This window comes from Stenotrophomonas sp. TWI377 (assembly GCF_039674525.1).
GTDB lineage: Bacteria > Pseudomonadota > Gammaproteobacteria > Xanthomonadales > Xanthomonadaceae > Stenotrophomonas.
On record NZ_JBDJNT010000017.1, the window covers coordinates 44120 to 62577 of the forward strand.

Genomic DNA, 18458 nt, shown 5'->3' on the forward strand with positions numbered 1-18458 from the left:
TGGCCGTCGTCAGCCCATGCAGGTGACAGCTGTCACTGCCGCAGCGCCATGCTGCCGGGCATGCTGTGGACCACCCCGGCCACCGTGCCGGTTTGCCCCCCGGCCGCCGATGCGGTCACACTCGGCCCGATTCCCCGTCCAGACTCACGATGAACGCATCCGCTGAACTGCTCAAGGAACTCCGCATCGACCGCAAGGCCGGTTCCCCGCCCCCGTCGCCCTCGCGACGCGGCCGCTGGATCGTGCTGGCGATCGTCCTTCTCATTGTGTTGGCCGGCCTGGCCTGGTTCGTGCTCGGTCGCGAGCGCCCGATCGCCGTGACCACCGCGCCCGTGGTGGCGATCCAGCAGGGCGGTGCCAGCAGCTCGGTGCTCGACGCCAGCGGCTATGTGGTCGCCCGGCGCATGGCCACGGTCTCGGCCAAGATCACCGGCAAGGTGCGTGAGGTGATGATCGAAGAAGGCATGCGCGTGGAAGAGGGCCAGGTGATGGCCACGCTCGACCCGATCGATGCCAACGCCCAGCGCAGCCTCTCGGCCTCGCAGCTGGAGGCGGCGCGCAGCCAGCTCGCCGGTCTCCAGGCCCAGGTGGCCCAGGCCGATGCCGAAGCCGGCCGCCTGCAGGCACTGGTCGGCCAGCAGCTGGTCTCGCGCTCGCAGTACGACCTGGCCATCGCCCAGCGCGACAACCTGCGCGCGCAACTGCGTACTGCCCAGCGCAACACCACCGTGGCCAGTGATTCGCTGGCGATCGCCGACCTCGGCGTGGACAACAACATCGTGCGCGCGCCGTTCTCTGGCGTGGTCACCGCCAAGGCCGCGCAGCCTGGCGAAATCGTCTCGCCGCTGTCGGCGGGCGGCGGGTTCACCCGGACCGGCATCGGCACCATCGTGGACATGGAGTCGCTGGAGATCGAAGTCGAGGTCGGCGAATCCTTCATCGGCCGCGTGCAGCCGAAGATGCCGGTCGAAGCCACCCTCAATGCCTACCCGGACTGGAAGATTCCGGCCGAAGTGATCGCGATCATCCCCACCGCCGACCGCGGCAAGGCCACCGTGAAAGTGCGCGTGGCGCTGAAGACAAAGGACCCGCGCATCGTTCCCGAGATGGGCGTGCGGGTCAGCTTCCTGGAAAGCGCCCAGCCCGCCGAAGCCGCCAAACCGCAGGGTGTGCGCGTGCCGGCTTCGGCGATCGTGGAGCGCGAGCAGAAGACCGTCGCCTTCGTGGTCAAGGACGATGCGCGGGTGGAACAGCGCGCGATCACCGTGGGCACCACGCTCAACAACGACCGCCAGGTCACCCGGGGCCTGAGCGCCGGCGAGGTCGTGGTAACCACCCCACCGGCCGAGCTGCACGACGGCAGCAAGGTCACCGAAACCCCCTGACCGGCTGACAGCTGCGTCACGCGAGCCGCTCTCACGCTCGCGGCAAGTGCGATTCCCTCGTGCCGTCACGGCGCGCACGGTGGCGGCTGTCCGTCACCGCGGAACCCGGCGGCCCTCGCCCGGGCGCGCCGTACGCTCTTTCTTCCCGATCCATGGAGAACCACCCATGTCCACCCTGGTTTCGCTCCGCAACATCACCAAGACCTACCAGCGCGGCCCCGAGAAAGTGCAGGTGCTGCACGGCATCGATCTGGACATCCAGGCGGGCGATTTCGTCGCGTTGATGGGCCCCTCCGGCTCGGGCAAGACGACCCTGCTGAATCTGATCGGTGGGTTGGATACGCCCACCGCCGGCGAGATCGAGATCGAAGGCGAGCGCATCGACCGCATGAGCGGCGGCCAGCTCTCGACCTGGCGCAGCCACCACGTCGGCTTCGTGTTCCAGTTCTACAACCTGATGCCGATGCTGACCGCCCAGAAGAATGTGGAGCTGCCGCTGCTGCTCACGCACCTGGGCCCAGCGCAGCGCAAGCGCAATGCCGAAATCGCGCTGACCCTGGTCGGCCTGGCCGACCGCCGCAGCCACCGCCCCAACGAACTGTCCGGTGGCCAGCAGCAGCGCGTGGCGATCGCCCGCGCGATCGTTTCCGACCCGACCTTCCTGATCTGCGATGAGCCCACCGGTGACCTGGACCGCCAGTCCGCCGAGGAGATCCTGGGGCTGCTGCAGCAGCTCAACCGCGAGCACGGCAAGACCATCATCATGGTCACCCATGATCCCAAGGCCGCCGAGTACGCCACGCACACGGTGCACCTGGACAAGGGCGAACTGGCCGACGCGCCAGCGGCCCACTGACGGAGGAGGCGGCGATGAAATACTTTTCGCTGGTCTGGGCACAGCTGTTCCGCAGCAAGACCCGCACCCTGCTGACGTTGTTGTCGGTGGTGGCGGCCTTCCTGCTGTTCGGCATGCTCGATTCGGTCCGGGTGGCGTTCAACTCCGGCGGTGACACCATCGAAGGCGCCAAGCGGCTGGTGGTCTCCTCCAAGCTCTCGATCACCCAGAGCCTGCCCCTGCGGCTGCTGCGCGATATCGAAGCCACCCCGGGCGTGCGCAAGGTCAACTACGCCATGTGGTTCGGCGGCATCTACCAGGACCAGAAGAACTTCTTCCCGAGTTTCTCGGTCTCGGACAACTACATGGACCTGTACCCGGAGTTCGAGCTGCCGCCCGAGCAGGCCGAGGCATTCAAGAACACCCGGACCGGTGCACTGGTCGGTGAAGCCCTGGCCAAGCGCTTCGGCTGGAAGCTGGGCGACACCATTCCGATGCAGGCCACGATCTTCCCGCGCAAGGGCAGCAACGACTGGCCGCTGGAATTGACCGGCATCTTCCGGGCCAGGGACCGCAACAACGCCGGTGCGGAGAACCAGATGATGCTGCACTGGAGCTACTTCGATGAATCCAACGACTACATCAAGAACCAGGTCAGTTTCTATACCGTGCAACTGGAGAACCCTGCCCATGCCTCACGCGTGGCGCAGGCGATCGATGCGCTGTCGCTGAACTCCGATCATGAGACCAAGTCGCAGACCGAGGCCTCGTTCTCGCAGGCCTTCGCGAAACAGTTCGCCGATATCGGCCTGATCGTCACCGGCATCATGGCCGCGGTGTTCTTCACCCTGGTGCTGCTGACCGGCAACACCATGGCCCAGGCCGTGCGCGAGCGCATCCCGGAGCTGGCGATCCTCAAGACGCTGGGCTTCAAGGATGGCACCGTGCTGGTCCTGGTGATGGTCGAGTCGGTGCTGCTGATCGTGCTCGGCGGGCTGATCGGCATGGGCCTGGCCTCGATCGTGATGCCGGTGATCAGCGCCAGCAGCCAGGGCATGATCAGCCTGCCCGGCGTGCCAGCGCAGACGTGGGGGGTGGCGCTGTGCCTGATGGCGGTGATCGGAATCGTGGTGGGCCTGCTGCCGGCATTGCGGGCGCAGCGGTTGAAGATCGTCGATGCATTGGCCGGGCGCTGAGGAGACCACCATGAAAACGCACTGGATGTGGAACGTAGTGACCGTGGTAGCGCTGCTGGTCGCCCTGGTGGTGTGGATCGTGCTGCCGTGGTGGATGGTGCTGGCGATCGCCGTGCTGCTGGCCGCGTGGCTGGTGCTTACCCGCAGTGGCCGCTTGTCGCTGGCAGCCGCACGGATCGGCATCGCCAGCCTGCCGCAGCGCTGGGGTGCCTCCTCGGTGATCGTGGTCGGCATCGCCGGCGTGGTCGGTGTGCTGGTGGCGATGCTGGCCATGGGCGATGGCTTCAAGGCCACCCTGGAGCGCAGCGGCAGCGATGACGTGGCGATCGTGCTGCGCGGCGGCTCGCAGGCGGAAACCAACTCGGTGATCATGCGCGACCAGGTCCCGTTGATCGAGAACCTGCCCGGCGTGGCCCGTGGCAGCGACGGCAAGCCGCTGATCTCCGCCGAGCTGTCGCAGGTGATCAGCCTGCTCTCGCGCAGCGACCACAGCGATACCAACGTGCAGTTCCGTGGCGTCGGCGAGCAGGCGTGGGCGGTACGCGACAACGTGCGCATCATCGCGGGCCGCAGGTTCAAGCCCGGCCTGCGCGAAATCGTGGTCGGCAAGGGCGCGCAGGCACAGTTCGAGGGCCTGGAGATCGGCAAGACCCTGCAGCTGGGCAAGCAGGAATGGACCGTGGTGGGCGTGTTCGCCTCCAACGATGTGCACGAGTCGGAGCTGTGGTCGGACACGCAGACGCTGTCCACCACCTACAACCGCAGTGCGTATCAGTCGGTCAACGTGCGCACCGAGGGGGCGGCGGGCTTCAAGCAGTTCAAGGACGCCATGGAGGCGGACCCGCGCCTGAAGCTGGATGTGGAGACTACCCGTGACTACTACCGCAAGCAGTCCGGCGGCCTGAGCAAGCTTATCAGCATTCTGGGCACGGTGATCGGCGCGATCATGGCGATCGGCGCGGTGTTCGGTGCGCTCAACACAATGTACGCGGCCGTGGCCACGCGCGCGCGCGAGATCGCCACCATGCGCGCGATTGGATTCCGCGGCGTGCCGGTGGTGACCGCGGTGATGCTGGAGACGATGCTGCTGGCCCTGCTCGGCGGCCTGCTCGGTGGGCTGGTGGCGTGGCTGGTGTTCAACAACTACACCGTCTCCACGCTGGGCAACAACTTCAGCCAGGTGGTGTTCCAGTTCCAGGTTTCCCCGCAGCTGCTGTGGACGGGCCTGAAGTGGGCACTCGGCATCGGCCTGGTCGGCGGCCTGTTCCCGGCACTGCGCGCGGCGCGGCTGCCGATCACCACGGCATTGCGCGAGACCTGAGCGATACGTTTGAACAACGCGCGTGCGCGTGATCGCGCACGCGAAATACCAAGTCTGGAACCGCACTTGCAAGAGTGCGGTTCTTTTTTTGTGCGTGCGTGTTCACTGCACGTTTAGCTGTCGATCGCGCAGCTGTACGCGCGCTGCGACGACACGCCGCACGCACTCAAGTTGCCTCGCACGTCGCCGCTATTGCTGCCTCGGCCCACTGCGAGGGTGCTGTTGTCTTCGCGCTGCACGACGATGTGAAAAAGGTTTCGTCTGAATGCGTGGTTTTGTCAGCCATCGTTCATTTAAAGCGGTTTTTACGCTTTCAAATGAAAGTAAAAAATTTGAAAAGTCATTAGACTCCCGCCCCCCACGTCGTGGTGTGTTGTTCCCCACGCCGCCCCAACGGGCGAATGTTTTTACAGAGAAAGAGAAACGCACGGATGTATTTGAAGACCAATCCGCTGCGCAACGCGATCGCCATCGCGCTTGTCGCCAGCTGCAGTGCCCCCGCCTTCGCACAGAGTGCCGATGACGGCACCACCAACCTGGATCGCATCGAGATCACCGGCTCGCGCATCCGCCAGGCCAGTGTCGAATCGGCCCAGCCGGTCGTCGCGCTGAATCGCGCCGAGATCGAGAAGAAGGGCTACGTCAACGTCGCCGACATCCTGCAGGACGTCACCGCCGCCGGTTCGCCGAGCATGAGCCGTGCCTCCTCGCTGGAATCGGGTCGCGACTTCGGCGGCATGTACGTGAGCCTGCGCAACCTGGGCCCGGAACGCAGCCTGGTGCTGATCGACGGCCGCCGCATGGGCGTCAGCGCCGGCGGTTACTCCGATCTGGCCTCGATCCCGTCCTCGATCGTGGAGCGCGTGGAAGTGCTGACCGACGGTGCCTCGGCCCTGTACGGCTCGGACGCCATTGCCGGCGTGGTCAACATCATCACCCGCAAGAACTTCGACGGTGCCGAAGTCAGCGCCTACGTCGGCCAGTACAGCGAAGGCGACGGCCAGAAGACCGCCTACAGCGCGACCTTCGGCAAGACCTTCGACCGTGGCTGGGTCACCGTGGGTGGCGAGTACACCGACGAAGATCCGGTCCTGGGCGGCGCGCGTGCGTTCACCGCATACCCGAACGGCCCGCGCCACACCGGCGACGGCCTGAGCGGCGTCACCCCGTGGGGCTACGCGACCGTGGATGGCAGGAACCTCAGCGTGGGCCCGGGCGGCGATCCGACCCAGCTGGGCAATTTCAAGCCGGCGGACAAGGCCAACGACGCCAACACCAAGACCAACATGAGCCTGGTCACCGGGCTGCAGCGCAAGTCGGTGTTCGCCAACGGTGGCTTCTCGATCACCGATGACCTGCGCCTGGTCGCCGATGCACTGTACAGCGAGCGCGAGTCCAGCAAGCAGCTGGCCGGCTACCCGTACCAGAGCACCGGTTCGCGTGCGCTGCTGTCCAAGGACAGCGCGTTCAACCCGTTCGGTCGTGACGTTGCCTTCGCGCATCGCACCGAAGAGCTGCCGCGCGGCACCGAAAACAACCTGACCACCAAGCGCGCCAGCCTGGGCCTGGAAGGCAGCTTCGAGACCGGTTCGCGGTACTGGGACTGGAACGTCAGCTACATGTACAACCGCAATGAAGGCGAGCGCATCGGCACGGGCAGCATGTACCAGCCGAACGTGAACCAGTCGGTCGGCCCGTCGTTCCTGGATGCCAACAACGTCGCCCATTGCGGCAGCGTCGGCAACGTGATTGCCGGCTGCACCCCGTGGAACCCGCTGGCCCCGATGGGCTATACCGGCCCGGGCTCGCTGAGCAACCAGGACGTGCAGGACTTCCTGTTCACCCGCTTCACCGACAAGATGCAGAGCACCACCAAGGTGGCCAGCGCCAACATCTCCGGCTCGCTGTTCAGCCTGCCGGCCGGTGACATCCTGGGTGCACTGGGCGTGGAGCACCGCAGTGAAGAAGCCAGCTACTCGCCGGACCTGATGGTCCAGAAGGGCCAGATCGCCGGCACCACCGGCCAGCCGACCCAGGGCGATTACTCGCTCAACGAGGTCTACCTGGAACTGCAGGTCCCGCTGCTGGCCGACATGGCCTTCGCGCGTGAACTGTCGCTGGACATGGCCGGTCGCTATTCGGACTACAACAACTTCGGCTCGACCACGAACACCAAGTTCGGCCTGAAGTGGAAGCCGATCGACAGCCTGCTGGTGCGCGCCACCTACGGCACCGGCTTCCGTGCACCGACCGTGGAAGATCTGTACGGCGGCACCACCAGCACGCGCGATTCGTACACCGATCCGTGCGACACCAGCTTCGGCGCGGCTGCCAACAACCCGCAGGTCCTGGCGCGCTGCCTGGCCAACGGTGTCCCGGCCAACTTCCGCCAGCTCGCCGCTGACGGCACCGCCGCGACGGTACCGGGCCAGCAGGGTGGCACGGACTTCAGCTCGGGCTCCAACGCCGCACTGAAGCCGGAAACCGCCAAGACCTGGACCGTGGGCGTGGTCTACAGCCCGGAGTTCGTCTCGGGCCTGGACCTCAGCCTGGACTGGTGGAAGATCCGCATCAACGACGTGATCGTCGGTGAGTCGGCCACGGACATGCTCAACCAGTGCTACGTGCTGGGTGTGGATGCCGCATGCGACCGCTTCACCCGTGCCAAGTCGGGCCGCACCATCGGTCAGGTCAACGGTCTGGACCGCACGCTGTTGAACGCGGGCTACCAGGAAACGGCCGGCTATGACCTGTCGGTCCGTTACCGTCTGCCGGAGCTGGCGATCGGCAAGTTCGCGGTCTCCTGGAACACCACGTACGTGGACTACCTGGAGCGCAAGAACGACAACGTCGACACCACCCCGGTGCGTCAGTACACGGGCTGGGAAGGCAACTTCCGCGTGCGTTCGAACCTCAATCTGGACTATCAGTACGGCAACTTCGGCCTCGGCTGGACGGCGCGTTACTACTCCAGCATGAAGGAGAACTGTGCGTACACGACCGAGTGCAGCAATCCGGGCTTCAGTTCGGCGTACACGGGCCGCCAGGGCATCAACAAGGTGGGCTCGAACACGTTCCACGATATCCAGGTGCGTTATGTGCTGCCGTGGAATGGCACGGTCTCGATGGGCCTGAACAATGTGTTCGACCATCAGGGTCCGATCATGTACAGCCAGCCGAACAGCAGCTTCACGTACTACGGTGGGTTCGATATCGGCCGCTATATGTACATGAAGTATCAGCAGCGTTTCTGATCGGGTTCGCCTGATCCACCTTTTCTGATCTGCGGCTTACTCTCTCCAAGCCGCTGAGTGGAAGTAAGACGGCGCCTTCGGGCGCCGTCTTTTTTTTGATCTCCGTTATTCGAGCAATGGCTCTTGGAGCAACTGCTTTTGGAGCAACGGCGCTTAGAGCAACGGCCTTTAGAGCTGGACTCGCCCTGGCTTGGGCGGGCGCGGGTGGGTTGTCGGGACCCGCTGCAAGTCCCGCTCCGCGGCCCGGCCCAGCCGCTGGCGGCTGTGCGTTCAGTCGCATGCGAGGCAGTGCCTCGCAAGCAATGCGCCTTCACCCATGTAAGCTCATATGCCGCCATCCATGGCGGCATATGAGCCCCCATGGATGGGTTCACGGCGGGTCCCGCGCACCCACCCACACCCCGCCTAGCCACGCAGTCCAGCAACCCAGGGCTCAAGCTTTCAGGCTTTCAGGCTTCTTGGCCTTCAGCGCTTCAACGCACCACCCACCCGCGACCGCCACACTCCGTCGCCGATGAACAGCAGCAGCCCGGTCCAGATCGCCGCGAAGCCCACCGCCTTGGCCGTATCGAACGGCTCGCGGAAAAAGAACACGCCCAACAACAACCCGATACTGGGCGCGATGTACTGCAGAATCCCGACCAGCGACAACGGAATCCGCTTCACCCCGTACGCGAAGCCGATCAACGGCAACGCCGTCACCGCACCGCCGAAGATCAACAGCGCATCATTGCGCCAGCCCCAGCCGCTGAAGAAACCGCCCCCGTGCCCGTTCTCGCTCCACAGCGCGAACCCGATCGCCGGCAGGAACAGATACAGACTCTCCACGCCGAGGCCGGCCACCGGGTCCACCGAGATCATCTTGCGCAGCAGTCCGTACAGGCCGAACGAACAGGCCAGCCCCAGCGCGATCCAGGGCGGCGTTCCCGCATCGAGGGTCAGCCATGCCACACCGAGGGCCGCGCAGCCCACCGCGAGCCACTGCAGGCGGCGCAGGCGCTCTTTGAGCACCACCACGCCGAGCACCACGCTGACCAGCGGGTTGATGAAGTACCCCAGGCTGGTCTCGATCACGTGCCCGGCGTTGATCGCCCAGATGTACAGGCCCCAGTTGAACGCGATCGCCACGCTGCTCAGTGCCAGCGTCGGCAGCGCGCGCGGCTGCGCGGCGATGGCCTTCCACCAGCCCACTCCGTTGCTCAGCAGCAGCCAGGCCACCACCAGCACCGTGCTCCAGATGATGCGGTGCGCGATGATCTGCTGCGACGGGACCGCTTTGAGCAGGTGCCAGTAGACCGGCACCAGGCCCCACAGGGTGAAGGTGAAGGCAGTGATCGCGAACCCGCGGCGTTGTTCCTGCAGGCTGTGTTGGGCGGGCAGGCTCACTTCGCGCGCGTCCGGGCCAGGGTCAGCACCACCACGCCGGCCAGGATCACCGCCATCGCGAGGAAGTCACGGCCGCCGAAATGCTCGTTGCCGATGATCACGCCCAGGATCACCGCGATCACCGGATTGACGTAGGCGTAGCTGGCCACCAGCGCCGGGCGCACGTTGTGCAGCAGCCACACGTAGGCGGTGAAGGCGACGATCGAACCGAACATGCACAGGTAGGCCACCGCCAGCAACCCATTCATGCTGGGCCAGGTGGTCGGGCGTTCGCCACTGAGCAGGCCGAGCACGATCAGCATCGCGCCACCGCAGAGCATCTGCCCGGCGGCGGTCATGAACGGGCTGGGCAGATCCAGGCCGCGCGCCCAAATCGAGCCGAAGGCCCAGCCGATCGGGGCGATCAGCAGCAGGATCAACCCCTGCGGCGTAGCGGTCAGGCTGCTGCCGGCGTTGAGCCAGACCACGCCGAGGAAGCCGATCGCGATGCCCAGCCACTCGCCACGGCTGGCGTTCTGCCCGCGCATCGCGCCGAACAGGGCCATCCACAGCGGCACCGAGGCCACGGCGGTCGCGGCCAGGCCCGAGGACACCGTGCGCTCGGCCAGCACCACCATGCCGTTGCCCAGCACCAGCATGGTCAGGCCCATGATCGCCAGGTTGCGCCACTGGCGCCGGGTCGGGGCAGGCGAGCCACGCCAGCGCAGCACGGCGTACATCAGCGAGCCGGCGATGATGAACCGGCCGCCGGAAACCATCGTCAGCGGCAGCGCGCCGCCCTCCAGCGCCAGCCGGATCCCGAGATAGGTGGACCCCCAGACCACGTACACCAGCAGCAGCGCCAGGACGACCAGGCCGCTGCGGGGAGCGGCCGACGGGGATTCGGGTAGGACGGCCATGGGCCACCACAGTGCGGGGGAACACGAATTCTAGGCCGTTGCCGATGGCGCGGCACCCCTTGTGCTGGCACGCTGATTTCACCGGGCCGCCTCGTGCTGCCTGACACGCACCCGTTTTTGACGTGCGGTAAGGTAACAAGAGCAATCCACGCTTCCCCGCCAGGACCCCCTACCCTGTATGAGTACATCCGTCCCCGCCACCGCGGCACCTTCCGACCGGGCCGCCCTGCGGCGTTCCATCTCCAATACCCTCAAAGGCTCGGCCGGCAATCTGGTCGAGTGGTATGACGTCTACGTCTACTCGGTCTTCGCGGTCTACTTCGAATCCCAGTTCTTCTCGGCCGCCGACAAGAACTCCACGATGTACGTGTGGGCGATCTTCGCCGCCACCTTCCTGATGCGCCCGATCGGCGCGTGGTACTTCGGCCGCTTCGCCGACCGCTACGGCCGCCGGCTGGCGCTGACGGTGTCGGTCACGGTGATGGCCGCCTGTTCGTTCCTGATCGCGATCACCCCGACCGCCTCGCAGATCGGCATCTGGGCGGCGGTGATCCTGCTGTTCGCGCGCCTGCTGCAGGGCTTCGCCACCGGCGGCGAGTACGGCACCAGCGCGACGTACATGTCCGAGGCCGCCATCCCCGGCCGGCGCGGCTTCCTGTCCTCGTTCCACTACGTCACGCTGGTCGGTGGCCACGTGCTGGCGCAGCTGACCCTGCTGGGCATGCTGACCTTCTGGGACAAGCCGGAGATCTCCGCCTGGGGCTGGCGCGTGGCGTTCGGCATCGGCGGCATCGCGGCGATCGTGGTGTTCTGGCTGCGCCGGAGCATGGACGAATCGCTGCAGACCGATTCCATCGAAGCCGCACGCGATGGCCGCGCCAAGGCCTCCGGCTCGATGCGTGAGCTGTTCGTCAACCAGTGGCGTCCGCTGCTGCTGTGCTTCCTGATCACCGCCGGCGGCACCGTCGCGTTCTATACCTATTCGGTCAACGGGCCGAAGATGATCCAGAGCGCATTCGCGGGCGATGACGTCATGACCGGCACGATGATCAACCTCGGCGTGCTGACCTTCCTGATGGTGCTGCAGCCGATCGGCGGCTGGCTGTCGGACATGGTCGGGCGCAAGAGCCTGCTGGTGTTCTTCGGCATCGGCGGCGTGCTGTACAGCTGGTACCTGATCACCGAACTGCCCAACCAGCACGATCCGTTCATGGCCTTCCTGGTGCTGGGCATCGGCTTCGTGATCCTGACCGGCTACACCTCGATCAACGCCGTAGTCAAAGCCGAACTGTTCCCCACCCATGTGCGCGCACTGGGCGTGGGCTTTGGGTATGCGATGGCCAACTCGCTGTTCGGTGGTACCGCGCCGCTGCTGTACCAGGGCGCGCTGAAGACCGGCCAGGTCGGCATGTTCGCGGTGTACGTCACGGCGATCATCGCCGTCTCGCTGGTGGTCTATATGTTCTTCCTGACCAACAAGGGCCCGAACTGGCTTGATGGCACGCGCAAGTAACCGCGGCACGGCCCACCCCGCGATCGCGCGGGGTGGGGGGATGCTCGCGATGCTGGTCGCGGGGTTCGCCCAGGCCGGCACCGCTGCTCATGCAATCAGCGCCCCTGCGGGCGCTGCATTGTTATGGGGGGCTGCCCTGCTCGCCACCGGCACGACCGTGGCGTGGGTGCTGGGTCGGCCATCGGCACAGGCCCGCTGGCCGCGTATCGGTTTCGGCCTGGCGCTGCTGGCAGTGATGGTCGCCCTGGCACTGCAACTGGCGGCCGACCTCGGCAGCGGGCACAGCGCGCTGCAGCTGCGTTTCGGCCGGCATGCCGCCAGTGCCGACACCCAGCCGGCGCGGTTCGGCTGGATGATCGCCTGTTACCTGGCCGCGCTCGCGGCCAGCGGCTGGGGCGCCTGGCGTCTGTTGCGGCGGCGCTGAGCGCCGCCGACGGTACGCCTCAACGGCGCGCCGATTCGCTCTTCTCGCGCTCGGCGCGGAACTCGGAGCCTTCTTCCCACTGCGGCCAGCGACGGCTGTTGGCCAGCTCTGCGCCCAGGTCGTAGACCAGCAGGGTATCGGCGGCGTGGCCGCTCGGATCCCAGCTCGGGGTCCACGCATCGCAGGCCTGGTGATAGCAGGCAGCGAAGTAGGCATCGCGCAGCTCTCGGCCCTTCTCGACCCCACCCTCACGCATGTCCAGCCCCGGCCCGATGGTGATCGCCGGCACGCCGAGGCGGGCGAAGGCGAAGTGGTCGGCGCGGTAGAAGAAGCCCGCTTCCAGGTTCGGATCCGGCGAATAGGTGCGGCCACGGGCCTTGGCCACGCGCTCCAGGTCGCCTTCCAGCGACACCCGGCCCTTGCCCCACGACGCGATATCGCGGGTCGGGCCATCCGGGCTGAACATCTCGATGTTCAACACCGCGGCGGTCTTGTCCAGCGGGGCCAGCGGGTGCGCGGCGTAGTAGCTGGCACCGAGCAGGCCCTTCTCTTCGGCGGTCAGCGCCACGAAGTACAGCGTGCGCTGCGGCTGCGGGCCGGCAGCGAAGACGCGGCCCAGCTCGAGCACGGTGGCCACGCCGGTGGCGTTGTCGATCGCGCCGCGACGGATACGGTCGCCCTTGGCATCAGGCTGGCCGATACCGAAGGCATCCCAATGCGCGGAGAAGATCACCGCTTCATCGGCATGCGCGCCGCCCGGCAGCTTGGCCACCACGTTGCGGGTGATCACCTGCTCGCGCTTGAGCTTGAAGTCCACCGAGAGCTGCGCATCGCCCAGCGCGACCGGCTTGAAGGCCGGGGTCATCGCACGGCGCTTCTCGGCCTCGAAATCCAGGCCCGCATCGCGGAACAGCTGCTCGGCCAGGCTGCGCTGCATCCAGCCGCGCACCGGCACGTGCTGGGCCAGGGCCTGCTCGCGGGTGCGTTCGATATCGAACAGCGGCGAGGTGCCCGAACTCTTCACCGTGGCCCAGCCATACGCGGCCGGCGCGGTCTCGTGCACGATCAGCACGCCCTGCGCACCGCGGCGCGCGGCCTCTTCGAATTTGTAGGTCCAGCGGCCGTAATAGGTCACCGCCTTGCCATCGAACGCGCCCGGCTGGTCGGCCTCGAAATCGGCGTCGTTGATCAGCACCACCGCGATCTTGCCGTGCAGATCGACGTCCTTGTAATCGTTCCAGTGGCGCTCGGGCGCATCGATGCCGTAGCCCACGAACACCAGCGGGGCGTTCTTGATCGCCACCGCATCCTGCGGACGCAGGCTCTGCAGGGTCACGTCTTCGCCATTGACCAGGGCGCGCTGCTTGCCCTTCTGGCGCAGCTGCGCACGCACCGGGCCATCGACCTGCGCACGCACCATCGGCACCGGCTGCACCCAGCTGCCGTCGACGCCGCCGGGCTGCAGGCCGTACGTCTTGAACTCTTCGATCAGGTACTGGACGGTGCGCTCTTCACCCGGCGTGGCCGGCGCGCGGCCTTCGAACGCGTCCGAGGCCAGGATGCGGACATGCCGCGACAGGGCCTGGGGATCGATGCCGCCACCGGGCAGGTCATTGGCGGCGTGGGCCAGGCCGCCCACGAACAGGCAGGACGACAGCAGCAGCATGCGCATCGGATTCACGGCAGACACCAGGACGGAAAACAGGACACCGGAGTGTAACGTGACACCTCCGTGACCGTGCACTAGCGCCGATCGCGATCCAGCCAGCAGGCCAGGCCCTGGGCGTTGAGTTCGATGTCCATCGCCAGCACCCGGGTCACCGCCTCATCATCGAGCGGGCAGCCATGCGCCTGCGCGCGTTCCAGGTACAGCGCGGTCAGCGCCGCGACCAGGCAGCGATGCCGATCCGGCCGACCATCGCATTGGCGACCGATCTCGACCATCGCATCGATCTGCTCGACAAGATCCGCCGCCAGTTTCCGCGGCGGTGCCACGCGCCCGTAGTGGGTCAGGTACATGGCCTGTGGATCGTAGGCCAGCATCTTCGCGATCGACTGCTTCAGCGGCTCGGGATCGAACTGCACCGGCGATGAGGTCGGCACGATGAAGGCCCCCTGCGCGCTGTCCAGCTCGCGGTAGGACAGCCCGAAGGTATCGCCGGTGAACCAGCTGCGGCTGCGTGCATCCCACACGCACAGATGATGACGCGCGTGCCCGGGCGTATCCACGCACAGCAGCGGGCGGCCGGCCAGATCCACGGTGTGGCCCTCCTCGGCAATCACCACCCGGTCGGCAGGGACCGCCAGGATCGGCCCATAACTGCGCGCGATCTCCGCTTCGCCATAGACCTCGGTGGCACCGGCGATCAGCCGGGCCGGATCGATCATGTGCGGCGCGCCGCGCGGATGCACCACCAGCGTGGCGTTGGGCAGCTGCTGCATCAGCAGGCCGGCACCCCCGGCATGGTCCAGATGCACGTGGGTGAGGATCAGCCAGTCGACCTGCTCGGGTGTGCAGCCGGCGCGCGCCAACGCGGCGAGCATCGCCGGCACGGCCAAGCCGGTACCGCAATCGATGAAGGCCGCCCGGCCGTTCTCGACAATCAGGTAGGCGGCATCGAAATCATCGCGCTGGAACGCGGTGTCAATCGTATGAATGCTGGGCTCGGAGTGCATCAACACATCCCTGGCACGAAACGCCTCCATCTTACGTCGATCAGTGCAGCGGCTTCGATGCGGCTTTGGTCGCAGTCGCGCTCAGCAGTGGCCCACGCAGCAGCACCGCGGCCACCATCACCGCCAGGAATGCACCGTAGGCATAGAGCACCGCCAGCACCTGTCGCCAGATCGGTCCGGCATCGTTCTGGACCACGCCGATGTGGTGGCCCCACAGCATCGCCAGGATGCTCAGCACGAAGGCCAGCACCAGCGCAGCACCATCGAACACGCGGCGCGCGGTGCCACGCGGCTGGCGCGGAAACAGCCAGTACAGCGTGCCCAGCAGCACGAACCAGGGCAGGAACAACAACAACGACAACCAGGCCATCGCAGTCTCCCGTGCAGGAACACGCCCCTGCGGCGTGCAGGGGCATCATGCCATAGCGGTTGCATCGACCCACGGTCGATGCCTGCGTGATGGGGCGTTCGCCTGGTTGCCGGCCAGCGGCCGGCACTACGTGATGCTGCGGTTACCTGGTCGCCGGACAGCCGCCGGCATTACCCGCGCAGCGCCTGGAGTGCGGCCAGCACCACGTCCACCTCGGCCTCGAGCTTGAACAGCTCACTCTGCAGGCCGTCGCCATGTTCGGTCTGCTTGAGCACGCCGATCAGCTGGCCGGCGTCACGCGGCGAATCAAAGCCTTCGCTCTGGATCAGCAGCGTGCCGTCACTTGCCTGCAGCTTGAAGTAGAAGCGGCCATCCTGTTCGCGGTACTGCTTGAACAGCGGCGGTGCAGCGCGTGCGGCCCCGCTTTCCTCGCTGGGCACGTCACCGGCGGTGGAGAGATCACGCAGGCCGACCGCATGACGCAGCTCCTTGAGCAACGGCACCGCGAACTGCTCGCGCAGCTGCTGGCCACGACGACGCAGCAGCGCCTCGATCTTTTCCGGCTCGGCCATCAGCGCGTCATAGCGCTCGCGCAGCGGGGTGATCTCGCTGTCGATGCGCTCGAACAGCTGCTGCTTGGCATCGCCCCAGCTGATGCCCTCGGCGAAGGCCTGCGCGAACGCCGCGGTCTGCTCCGGGGTGGCGAACGCCTGGTACATCTGGAACAGCGCCGAGCCTTCGGTGCTCTTGGGCTCGCCGGGTGCGCGCGAATCGGTCAGGATCGAGAACACCAGCTTCTTCAGCTCCGCGCGCGGGGCGAACAGCGGAATGGTGTTGTGGTAGCTCTTGCTCATCTTGCGGCCGTCCAGGCCCGCCAGCGTGGCGACCTGCTCATCGATCACGACCTCCGGCAGCGGGAAGAACGCCTGGCCGTAGACATGGTTGAAGCGCTGCGCGAAATCGCGCGCCATCTCGATGTGCTGGATCTGGTCGCGGCCGACCGGCACGCGGTTGGCCTTGAAGATCAGGATGTCGGCGGCCATCAGCACCGGGTACATGAACAACCCCGCGCTGACCCCGGCGTCGTCATCCAGCTGCTCCTCGCGGTTCTTGTCCACGGCCGCCTTGTAGGCGTGCGCGCGGTTGAGGATGCCCTTGCTGGCGATCACGGTCAGGAACCACATCAGCTCGGTGGTTTCCGGGATGTCGCTCTGCCGGTAGAACCACACCTTGTCCGGATCCAGCCCGCACGCCAGCCAGCTTGCCGCGATCTCCAGCGTGGAGCGCTGGGTGCGCTCGGGCTCCTGCGCCTTGATCAGGCTGTGCAGGTCGGCCAGGAAGAAGAAGCTCTCGATCTCCGAGGCCTGGCTGGCGGTGATCGCCGGACGGATGGCGCCGACGTAGTTGCCCAGGTGGGGCGTGCCGGAGGGGGTGATGCCGGTAAGAACGCGGGTAGTCATGGGGAATCGATGCGGACAGATGAACCGCCCCAGTTTACCTGCCCGCGCTCGACCCCGTTGGCCGGGGCCGTGCGTTTGATCCTGCACCTGCCCTGCGGAGCCTTCCCATGAAACACCTGATCCTGCCCCTGCTTGCCGTGCTGGCCCTGTGCGGCTTCAAACCGGCGGTCCCGCTGCGTCACGACACCGGTCCGGTCCACCTGACGGTGATCGACCGCGACAGCGGCCAGGCCCTGACCCAGTACCGCCAGGACGGCCAGCGCTGGATCGCGGGGCAGCAGGGCCACCGTTACAGCGTGCGCCTGCGCAACGGCAGCGCCGAGCGGGTGCTGGTGGTGCTCTCGGTGGATGGTCTGAATGCCATCAGCGGCGAGGTGGCCGCGCCCCACCAGACCGGCTACGTGCTCAACCCGTGGCAGACCACCGATATCCACGGCTGGCGCAAATCCGCCGAGGAAGTCGCGCAGTTCGTGTTCACCGATCCGGACCGCAGCTACGCCGGCCGCACCGGGCGCCCGGCCAACATCGGCGTGATCGGTGTGGCGGTCTTCCACGAAGCCGGGCGCGTGTCCTGGGACGCCGCGCCCGCCGTGGCCGGCGCGGCCGATGCCAAGGCGCGCCCCCAGGCACGGTCGTCTTCCATGGAGACCGCCCGCGTGACCGGTTCCACCACCGCGCCGGCACCGCAACTGGGCACCGGCCATGGCCAGCGCGAGCCGTCGCGGGTGCGCAACACCACATTCGAGCGCGATACCGCGTCTCCGGCGCAACAGGTGCAGGTGCGCTACGACAGCGAACGCAACCTGGTGGCACGCGGCATCATTGCGCGGGTGAACGGGCCCGTGCGTGGCGAGCCACAGGCCTTCCCCGGCCAGTACGTGCCCGATCCACCGCTGTATCGCCGCCGCTGATCGCCAAGGCACCCCAACAAAAACGGGCCGCTCTCGCGGCCCGTTCCGGTTTCAACCCCCGACGGCGGTGCCGTCGTCACGGATCACCCCTCAGTGGTAATCCGGATAATCCTTGCGCATGGCAGCTTCGAAGTCGCGGACTTCGGTTTCAGCACGGTCGCGTGCCCAGCCATAGCGCTCCTGCAGGCGGCCTGCGAGGTACTCGGCGTTGCCTTCGGCCACCTTGAAATCGTCGTCGGTCAGGTCGCCCCACTTGGCCTGCGCCTTGCCCTTGAGCTGCGTCCACTTGCCGGAAATGATGTCTTTGTTCATGGGTTCGCTTCCTCGATTGCAACGGCCATCTCGCCGTGGGATCAGAATGCACCCGCCCGCGTTGGCACGCGGTCAAGCGACGATGAAGCGCACACTCACGAGCTTGAATGGATTCACCACCACACACGTTGCGCGGTCATTTTTCTGGACATGAAAAAGGCCGGGAATCCCCGGCCTTTTCCTTTGACGCCTGATCCGTGGATCAGTTGCCCTTGGCAGCGCCTTCGACCGTTTCACCGGCCTTCTGCACGTCCTTGCCAGCACCAGCAACGGTGTTGCAGCCGGACAGCATGGCGACCGAGAACATCGACAACAGCATCAGTGCGATAACACGCTTCATAGGGTTCTCCTGGTTGATCAAATTCAATACCGGAATCCGGTCCCGCCTGTCAGATGAGCACGCCAGCGCAACTCCTCTTCCTGACCTGCAGCGCTGTGGGTCGAAACACACGGCGCCGCGTGACGTGCAATCTGGCGGGAGAGGCGTGCAGCGGATGTGAATGCAGGAAAACGCTG

Annotated in this window: 17 protein-coding genes; 9 read left to right on the top strand and 8 right to left on the bottom strand. The window is 66.4% G+C overall.

Annotated features, from left to right (window positions below; all coding sequences use genetic code 11):
• Positions 1–149 precede the first annotated feature (149 nt).
• From ABE546_RS14365 to ABE546_RS14390, 6 genes are all read left to right on the top strand, one after another.
• Positions 150–1385, top strand: coding sequence for an efflux RND transporter periplasmic adaptor subunit (locus ABE546_RS14365; RefSeq protein WP_313219916.1), 1236 nt, complete (start codon positions 150–152; stop codon positions 1383–1385).
• A 166-nt stretch (positions 1386–1551) separates the two neighbouring features.
• Complete coding sequence (locus tag ABE546_RS14370; RefSeq protein WP_313208846.1) at positions 1552–2241, top strand: ABC transporter ATP-binding protein; 690 nt, start codon at positions 1552–1554, stop codon at positions 2239–2241.
• Positions 2242–2255: 14 nt separating this feature from the next.
• Positions 2256–3416 carry an FtsX-like permease family protein gene (locus tag ABE546_RS14375; protein ID WP_313208847.1) on the top strand — a complete coding sequence of 387 codons (1161 nt, stop codon included), beginning with the start codon at positions 2256–2258 and terminating at the stop codon, positions 3414–3416.
• A 10-nt stretch (positions 3417–3426) separates the two neighbouring features.
• Positions 3427–4737 carry an ABC transporter permease gene (locus ABE546_RS14380; RefSeq protein WP_313208848.1) on the top strand — a complete coding sequence of 437 codons (1311 nt, stop codon included), beginning with the start codon at positions 3427–3429 and terminating at the stop codon, positions 4735–4737.
• A gap of 98 nt (positions 4738–4835) precedes the next feature.
• Entirely contained in the window at positions 4836–5084 is a 249-nt protein-coding gene (locus tag ABE546_RS14385) for a hypothetical protein (protein ID WP_346464197.1), read from the top strand.
• A gap of 84 nt (positions 5085–5168) precedes the next feature.
• On the top strand, positions 5169–7991 hold the full coding sequence (locus ABE546_RS14390) for a TonB-dependent receptor (RefSeq protein ID WP_346464198.1): 2823 nt from the start codon (positions 5169–5171) through the stop codon (positions 7989–7991).
• Positions 7992–8456: 465 nt separating this feature from the next.
• Here ABE546_RS14390 and rarD read toward each other — a convergent pair whose 3' ends face one another.
• A complete protein-coding gene (gene rarD, locus ABE546_RS14395; protein WP_313219913.1) occupies positions 8457–9377 on the bottom strand; it encodes an EamA family transporter RarD in 921 nt (306 codons plus the stop codon).
• A complete protein-coding gene (gene yedA / locus ABE546_RS14400) occupies positions 9374–10276 on the bottom strand; it encodes a drug/metabolite exporter YedA (protein WP_313219912.1) in 903 nt (300 codons plus the stop codon). The genes rarD and yedA overlap by 4 nt, the downstream gene beginning before the upstream one ends.
• Before the next feature lie 178 nt (positions 10277–10454).
• Here yedA and ABE546_RS14405 point away from each other — a divergent pair, with 178 nt between their 5' ends.
• Together ABE546_RS14405 and ABE546_RS14410 are read left to right on the top strand one after the other, a co-directional pair.
• Positions 10455–11789 carry an MFS transporter gene (locus ABE546_RS14405; RefSeq protein ID WP_313208852.1) on the top strand — a complete coding sequence of 445 codons (1335 nt, stop codon included), beginning with the start codon at positions 10455–10457 and terminating at the stop codon, positions 11787–11789.
• On the top strand, positions 11773–12213 hold the full coding sequence (locus ABE546_RS14410; RefSeq protein WP_346464200.1) for a hypothetical protein: 441 nt from the start codon (positions 11773–11775) through the stop codon (positions 12211–12213). Before ABE546_RS14405 ends, ABE546_RS14410 begins: the two co-directional genes overlap by 17 nt.
• Before the next feature lie 19 nt (positions 12214–12232).
• Here the strand turns inward: ABE546_RS14410 and ABE546_RS14415 are convergent, their stop codons facing one another.
• From ABE546_RS14415 to ABE546_RS14430, 4 genes are all read right to left on the bottom strand, one after another.
• Positions 12233–13885, bottom strand: a complete 1653-nt coding sequence (locus ABE546_RS14415) for a M28 family metallopeptidase (protein WP_346464250.1) — start codon at positions 13883–13885, stop codon at positions 12233–12235.
• A gap of 71 nt (positions 13886–13956) precedes the next feature.
• On the bottom strand, positions 13957–14889 hold the full coding sequence (locus ABE546_RS14420; RefSeq protein WP_313219911.1) for an MBL fold metallo-hydrolase: 933 nt from the start codon (positions 14887–14889) through the stop codon (positions 13957–13959).
• A 40-nt stretch (positions 14890–14929) separates the two neighbouring features.
• Positions 14930–15259, bottom strand: coding sequence for a hypothetical protein (locus ABE546_RS14425; protein WP_019185526.1), 330 nt, complete (start codon positions 15257–15259; stop codon positions 14930–14932).
• A 170-nt stretch (positions 15260–15429) separates the two neighbouring features.
• The gene (locus ABE546_RS14430; RefSeq protein WP_313208855.1) at positions 15430–16719 is read right to left on the bottom strand and encodes a tryptophan--tRNA ligase; all 1290 of its coding nucleotides are present in this window, start codon (positions 16717–16719) and stop codon (positions 15430–15432) included.
• A gap of 107 nt (positions 16720–16826) precedes the next feature.
• On the opposite strand from ABE546_RS14430, the gene ABE546_RS14435 reads away from it, so the two are divergent.
• Positions 16827–17630: a hypothetical protein gene (locus ABE546_RS14435; protein ID WP_346464202.1), complete on the top strand. Its 804-nt coding sequence runs from the start codon at positions 16827–16829 to the stop codon at positions 17628–17630.
• 90 nt (positions 17631–17720) lie between these two features.
• Here the strand turns inward: ABE546_RS14435 and ABE546_RS14440 are convergent, their stop codons facing one another.
• Both ABE546_RS14440 and ABE546_RS14445 read right to left on the bottom strand, forming a co-directional pair.
• Positions 17721–17942, bottom strand: coding sequence for a CsbD family protein (locus ABE546_RS14440; RefSeq protein WP_019185523.1), 222 nt, complete (start codon positions 17940–17942; stop codon positions 17721–17723).
• Positions 17943–18144: 202 nt separating this feature from the next.
• The gene (locus tag ABE546_RS14445; protein WP_019185522.1) at positions 18145–18282 is read right to left on the bottom strand and encodes an entericidin A/B family lipoprotein; all 138 of its coding nucleotides are present in this window, start codon (positions 18280–18282) and stop codon (positions 18145–18147) included.
• Positions 18283–18458 lie beyond the last annotated feature (176 nt).

What these genes read in the sequence shown, in the direction of transcription:
- ABE546_RS14365 (WP_313219916.1), top strand. Translation starts at nt 150, where the DNA reads ATGAACGCATCCGCTGAACTGCTCAAGGAACTCCGCATCGACCGCAAG.
- ABE546_RS14370 (WP_313208846.1), top strand. Translation starts at nt 1,552, where the DNA reads ATGTCCACCCTGGTTTCGCTCCGCAACATCACCAAGACCTACCAGCGC.
- ABE546_RS14375 (WP_313208847.1), top strand. Translation starts at nt 2,256, where the DNA reads ATGAAATACTTTTCGCTGGTCTGGGCACAGCTGTTCCGCAGCAAGACC.
- ABE546_RS14380 (WP_313208848.1), top strand. Translation starts at nt 3,427, where the DNA reads ATGAAAACGCACTGGATGTGGAACGTAGTGACCGTGGTAGCGCTGCTG.
- ABE546_RS14390 (WP_346464198.1), top strand. Translation starts at nt 5,169, where the DNA reads ATGTATTTGAAGACCAATCCGCTGCGCAACGCGATCGCCATCGCGCTT.
- yedA (WP_313219912.1), bottom strand. Translation starts at nt 10,276, where the DNA reads ATGGCCGTCCTACCCGAATCCCCGTCGGCCGCTCCCCGCAGCGGCCTG.
- ABE546_RS14405 (WP_313208852.1), top strand. Translation starts at nt 10,455, where the DNA reads ATGAGTACATCCGTCCCCGCCACCGCGGCACCTTCCGACCGGGCCGCC.
- ABE546_RS14410 (WP_346464200.1), top strand. Translation starts at nt 11,773, where the DNA reads ATGGCACGCGCAAGTAACCGCGGCACGGCCCACCCCGCGATCGCGCGG.
- ABE546_RS14415 (WP_346464250.1), bottom strand. Translation starts at nt 13,885, where the DNA reads ATGCGCATGCTGCTGCTGTCGTCCTGCCTGTTCGTGGGCGGCCTGGCC.
- ABE546_RS14420 (WP_313219911.1), bottom strand. Translation starts at nt 14,889, where the DNA reads ATGCACTCCGAGCCCAGCATTCATACGATTGACACCGCGTTCCAGCGC.
- ABE546_RS14425 (WP_019185526.1), bottom strand. Translation starts at nt 15,259, where the DNA reads ATGGCCTGGTTGTCGTTGTTGTTGTTCCTGCCCTGGTTCGTGCTGCTG.
- ABE546_RS14430 (WP_313208855.1), bottom strand. Translation starts at nt 16,719, where the DNA reads ATGACTACCCGCGTTCTTACCGGCATCACCCCCTCCGGCACGCCCCAC.
- ABE546_RS14435 (WP_346464202.1), top strand. Translation starts at nt 16,827, where the DNA reads ATGAAACACCTGATCCTGCCCCTGCTTGCCGTGCTGGCCCTGTGCGGC.
- ABE546_RS14440 (WP_019185523.1), bottom strand. Translation starts at nt 17,942, where the DNA reads ATGAACAAAGACATCATTTCCGGCAAGTGGACGCAGCTCAAGGGCAAG.
- ABE546_RS14445 (WP_019185522.1), bottom strand. Translation starts at nt 18,282, where the DNA reads ATGAAGCGTGTTATCGCACTGATGCTGTTGTCGATGTTCTCGGTCGCC.